We start from the raw sequence: 5,410 nt of genomic DNA, 5'->3' as shown, positions 1-5,410 counted from the left end.
GATGGTTATGTTAAAAGTTACACACAAACAATGTTGACTGATATTACCAAACTTTCTGGAACCAATGATCTGATTTCACCTAGCCAAGGGTTTGAAAGTTTATTTCAAAATAATAAAATACCAAGCAAAGCCGATTTAGTAGATATTCAATTGGGCTATTACATTTTAGGCAATCTTGAGAGTTCAAATGTGTACATGCCAGTTTGGTACTATACAATAGAAGTGGATGATCAACGCATGCAATTAATGGTAGATGCGATTGAAGGACAAGTACTGACGACAGAAATGTCGCGAAAAGTTGAGTATACTGCACAGTCATAGGGGGATAAAGATGGAATTTATTACAAAAGCAATGCCACAGGCATCTAAAACAAGTGTCGCTGACTTGCGTTACTCATTTTTAACAAGTGGAAGTTCAGGTAACGCAACATTGATTGAATCAGACAATCAATTGTTATTAATTGATTGTGGGCACAGCGGCAAAAAAATGGAAGAGCTTTGCCAATCAGTCGGACGTTCTTTGGCAGATATTGATGCGATATTAATCTCACATGAACATAGTGATCATATTAAAGGGTTAGGTGTATTAGCTCGAAAATATCAAATCCCAATCTATGCCAATGAAAAAACATGGCGAGCAATGCCGAAGTCAGTCGGAGAAATTGCAACGGATTTAAAATTCACGTTTGATACAAATACAGTGCAGACCTTCGGATCAATTGATGTTGAATCATTTGGTGTTTCTCATGATGCTGCGGATCCGATGTTTTATGCCTTCCATCAAGGACAGCATAAAATTGTCACAATGACAGACACAGGTTATGTCAGCGAACGCATGAAAGGCGTTATTCGTAATGCGGATGTTTATCTGTTTGAAAGTAATCACGACATTCAAATGTTGCGAGCAGGACGTTACCCATGGAGTACAAAACAGCGTATCTTGGGGGATGAAGGGCATTTATCAAACGAAGATGCAGGTATGGCAATGAGCCAAGTGTTAGGAGATAAAACAAAGCGTATTTACCTCGGACACCTCAGCCAAGATAATAATATGAAAGACATTGCTCGTATGGCAGTCGAGCAAACATTAACACAGCAAGGAATTAGCGTCGGACCACAGGTGCAAATTTTTGATACAGACCCTAATAAAGCAACACCATTAACAGGTTTAAATAAATTGATTTAAGGGAAAAACATAATAGTCGTCTAATCGACGGAGACACACGCACGATCAGTTGCACCGAGACTGAATGTTGGGTGTGTTTATGTTATTTTGCAGTTAATAAACCGTTCAATCATTTGAGCATGAACTTTTACAAAACCGTCATATTTTTTTCATGATTATAATTTATAGTTAAACTATAACAACAACAGAATAGGGAGTGGATGATCGATGAGTGAAGAGAATAAAGAACACGAACACCTTACGCAAAATGAACAAGACAATATAAAGGGTACTCAAACAGAAGAATATAAACCAGAACCACCACGTAAAAAGAAAAGTGGTGCCAGTCACTTTTTGGTAGGGCTCATTGGTGTGATTGTTGGAGCTTTAGTAGTGGCGCTTTTGAGCGGTAGCTTAGGATTAGGTAGTATGAAAAATGACTCAAGCACACCGTTATCAGATGATAACAGCACCAAAAGTTCACAAACAGGAAATGTGAAAAAAGTTTCTGTCGATTCGAGTTCTGCTGTGACAGATGCCGTTAAAAAGTCACAAGATGCCGTAGTTAGTGTGTTGAACTATCAAAAACAATCCAATGGTCTTGATGATATTCTTGGTGGGTCTGATAAGAGTGAACAGACTGCCTCAACAGATAAAGCCGTTGAATCAGGTTCAGGATCAGGTGTTATCTATAAAAAAGAGAAGGGTTATGCTTATATCGTAACCAATAATCATGTTATTGCGGACGCTGATTCACTTGAAGTTATTTTATCAAGTGGTAAAAAAGTAGAGGCAAAATTGATTGGTAAGGATTCATGGACTGATTTAGCCGTATTACGTATTAAAGACACTGATGTGAAAAGCGTGGCTACATTTGGTGATTCAGCAGCATTAAAAGCGGGTGAAATAGCGATTGCAATTGGTAGCCCATTAGGAACAGCTTATGCAGGTTCAGTCACACAAGGGATTATTTCAGGTATTGATCGTACAGTACCAGTTGATATTGATAATGATGGAAAAAGTGATTGGGAAACAAATGTTATCCAAACAGATGCAGCAATCAACCCTGGTAACAGTGGTGGTGCATTAGTAAATATTGAAGGTCAAGTAATTGGTATCAATTCAATGAAATTGGCTTCTGCTGAAGTAGAAGGTATCGGTTTTGCAATCCCAATTAATGATGCGGAGCCAATTATTAACTCACTCGAAAAAAATGGTAAAGTAACACGTCCATCTCTGGGTGTAACGTTACGTGATTTAAATACAATTTCATCTAACCAACTCGTAGATGTTCTTAAATTACCTAAATCAGTGACTGACGGTGTGATGATTCAAAATGTTTCAAATAATTCTGCCGCTGCTGATGCAGGGTTGAAAACATACGATGTTATCGTAGATTTTGCAGGCGCACCAGTGAAAGATTCAATGTCACTTCGTAAAGCCTTGTACAATTCAAAATTAAAAATTGGCGATACTGTCGATGTAGTGGTTTACCGTGATGGTAAAAAAGAAACAGTAAAAGTAAAATTAACTGAGCGTGATGCGCTTTCTAGTTAATCATAAATTAAAAAGGCTGTCCTGATAATGTTGGGACAGCCTTTTTACTGTAAAAATTAGGAGGAAATTGAGATGACGAAAATACCAGATGTAACAACTTATATTCTAAACGCAGACGAAGAGGCGCAACCGGTTATGGAAGTTTTGCGTCAAATTATTTTAGAAACCATTCCAGGGTTAGAAGAAAAGATAAGTTATAATGTGCCCTTTTACCACTATCATGGGCAATTTGTCGGCTTTAGTGCACATAAACAACATATTAGTTTTGGCTTTGGTTCAGATGTTGTAACAGCTGAAATGCGTAGTGAATTAGAAGCAAAAGGTTATAAATTAGGCAAAGGAACACTGCAGATTAAATTTAATCAGGCGGTACCTGTAGCTGAAATAAAAACTATTTTAAAAGCAAAAGCTGTTTTAAATAGTGAAATTGAGCGAACAAAGAATAATAAATAACTGGATTAGGGTGACAGACAGATGGCAACAATTAAGATTTTACTCGTAGAGGATGATATTTTACTCGCAGGCAGTATCGCTGAAATTTTAGAAGAAATAGGTAACGTCACACACTGTAATGATGGTGAAGAAGGCCTTTATGAAGCACAGTATGGCGGTTATGATTTGCTCGTACTGGATATTATGTTGCCATTGTTAGATGGTTATGAGGTATTGAAGCAATTACGGGCAAACGGCATTAACACAGCCACACTATTGTTAACCGCAAAAGATAGTTTGGCTGCTAAAATTGAAGGTTTTAAAAATGGTGCCGATGACTATTTAACAAAACCTTTTTATCGCGAAGAGCTGCTTTTGAGAGCGCAAGCGATGTTAAAACGTAGTCTTGGTCTCACTGCAGAACAAACAGTTGTTTATCGAAATACGACTTGTGATTTGACCAGTCGTTGTGTCACAGTCAATGATGAGGACCTTATCTTAAAAGGGAAAGAGTTTGATTTACTGCTCTATTTTATTAAAGAGCGACGTCGTATTCTTACAAAAGAACAAATTTTTGAGCGCATATGGGGCTTTGATTCAGAAACAACATATACTGTGGTCGAAGTCTACATGAGCAACTTGCGCAAAAAATTAAAACAGATGCACTCACAAGTGGAAATTCATACCATTCGTAATGTGGGCTATATCTTAACAGAGGAGAGTGCTTAATGCAGGCTCATCGACAACAACGCTCACTCTTCATTCGTAATATGATAGCATTTGGTCTACTCTTTTTGGTATTAGGTGTGATTATTAGTCAAATTTTACAACAATCACTGTATAAAGATGTAGATGAAAAATTACAACTCGCCATCACAAATGAACATTTTATTCGTAGTGAGGTACAACGTAACTTATCAGAAGGTGATTTTAGAAACCTAAACAACCCACCTAACAGCTTTCAAACAGAATTGATGGTGTGGTCAGCTAAAGGGAAGTTATTGAATGAACAGCAACTCGGTAATCGTTATGATGATTTGAAAAACATCACATTTAATAAAACAGACTCAGACCAAATTAACAGCATTCAAGTGAAAAATAGTTACGACCAACAAATGAGTTTCCGCTCAGTAATCAAGAAAATTAAGTTAGACGGTACAACGTATTACATACAATTGGTTTCGAACACTAACCAATTAGAAAATACAGTACAGTTTTTTCAAAAGGTAATTATTAGCTGTATGATTGTGTTTTGGCTTATTTCGATTGTGCTAAGTTACTACCTAGCAAGGAAAAATATGGCACCCATTATGGTTGCTTGGCAGAAACAGCAAGAATTTGTGGAGAACTCGTCACATGAGTTGCGCACGCCGTTAAGCATTGTGCAAACGAAACTTGAAAAGCTTTTAACAACGCCAAACCATACGATTTTAGATGAAGCAGAAAGCATTGCCCTAGCATTAAGTGAAACAAGACGTTTACGTCGATTGACAAGTGATTTACTGATGTTAGCTCGGGCAGATAACAACGAAGTCCACGTGAATATGACATCAACAGCGATAGCGCCATATCTCGAAAAATTATGCGAACCCTATAGCGAAATTGCAGCAAGTCAGGGGAAAAAATTCGTATTGAAAATAGAGACAACAAAACAGTTACACTTTGATCAGACATTGATGACGCAATTGCTGATTATTCTCTTTGATAATGCGTTGAAATATACACGTGAAGGGGACGAGATTACAATTAGCGTAACAGATACCGCAAAACAGTGGGAACTTACAGTCTCTGATACAGGTATTGGCATTGCACCAGAACATGCCGAACGATTATTTGAACGATTCTATCGTGAGGATAAAGCACGCCAACGTGAAAGCGGGGGACACGGATTAGGTTTAGCCATTGCGCAATCGATTGTAACGCTACATCAAGGCACAATTAAAGCAGTAGCAAATCCAAGCGGCGGTACGTGTTTCATGATGATTTTCGCTAGAAAGTAAGTGCCAATCCTTTGCTGTTATCGTAGCGGGTTTATCCGCTTTACGAGAACAGTATGGGACGGAGCGCAAGCGAGTACCATTCCTTATGTTAATGTCTTAAGAGTACCGTTTTTCATGTTAATTCCTTATGTTAATTCCCTATGTTAATGTCTTAAGAGTGCCATCCTTTTGTATTTCCAGAAGAACTACGCCATTATTAGAAGTAGTAGCTGACATTTTCAATGCCTCCCCTATAAATTTGTTATGGTGACTTAAT

6 protein-coding genes are annotated in these 5,410 nt (G+C 37.7%); all 6 read left to right on the top strand.

Features of this window, described 5'->3' with window-relative positions:
• Positions 1 to 321: two-component system regulatory protein YycI (gene yycI, locus IKV95_RS04805; RefSeq protein ID WP_287451452.1), on the top strand; the 321-nt coding region annotated here is incomplete at its 5' end.
• Between the two features lie 31 nt (positions 322 to 352).
• Complete coding sequence (locus tag IKV95_RS04800) at positions 353 to 1,186, top strand: MBL fold metallo-hydrolase (RefSeq protein WP_069135064.1); 834 nt, start codon at positions 353 to 355, stop codon at positions 1,184 to 1,186.
• A 207-nt stretch (positions 1,187 to 1,393) separates the two neighbouring features.
• Positions 1,394 to 2,722 carry a S1C family serine protease gene (locus IKV95_RS04795; protein WP_051457246.1) on the top strand — a complete coding sequence of 443 codons (1,329 nt, stop codon included), beginning with the start codon at positions 1,394 to 1,396 and terminating at the stop codon, positions 2,720 to 2,722.
• 72 nt (positions 2,723 to 2,794) lie between these two features.
• Complete coding sequence (locus tag IKV95_RS04790; RefSeq protein WP_036027263.1) at positions 2,795 to 3,175, top strand: iron chaperone; 381 nt, start codon at positions 2,795 to 2,797, stop codon at positions 3,173 to 3,175.
• 21 nt (positions 3,176 to 3,196) lie between these two features.
• Positions 3,197 to 3,883, top strand: coding sequence for a response regulator transcription factor (locus IKV95_RS04785; RefSeq protein ID WP_029091485.1), 687 nt, complete (start codon positions 3,197 to 3,199; stop codon positions 3,881 to 3,883).
• Positions 3,883 to 5,154, top strand: coding sequence for a sensor histidine kinase (locus IKV95_RS04780; RefSeq protein ID WP_036027264.1), 1,272 nt, complete (start codon positions 3,883 to 3,885; stop codon positions 5,152 to 5,154). The genes IKV95_RS04785 and IKV95_RS04780 overlap by 1 nt, the downstream gene beginning before the upstream one ends.
• Positions 5,155 to 5,410 lie beyond the last annotated feature (256 nt).

This window comes from Brochothrix sp. (genome assembly GCF_017549435.1).
GTDB lineage: Bacteria > Bacillota > Bacilli > Lactobacillales > Listeriaceae > Brochothrix > Brochothrix thermosphacta.
This window is presented reverse-complemented; position numbering and strand designations above follow the sequence as displayed.

What these genes read in the sequence shown, in the direction of transcription:
- IKV95_RS04780 (WP_036027264.1), top strand. Translation starts at nt 3,883, where the DNA reads ATGCAGGCTCATCGACAACAACGCTCACTCTTCATTCGTAATATGATA.
- IKV95_RS04785 (WP_029091485.1), top strand. Translation starts at nt 3,197, where the DNA reads ATGGCAACAATTAAGATTTTACTCGTAGAGGATGATATTTTACTCGCA.
- IKV95_RS04795 (WP_051457246.1), top strand. Translation starts at nt 1,394, where the DNA reads ATGAGTGAAGAGAATAAAGAACACGAACACCTTACGCAAAATGAACAA.
- IKV95_RS04800 (WP_069135064.1), top strand. Translation starts at nt 353, where the DNA reads ATGCCACAGGCATCTAAAACAAGTGTCGCTGACTTGCGTTACTCATTT.
- IKV95_RS04790 (WP_036027263.1), top strand. Translation starts at nt 2,795, where the DNA reads ATGACGAAAATACCAGATGTAACAACTTATATTCTAAACGCAGACGAA.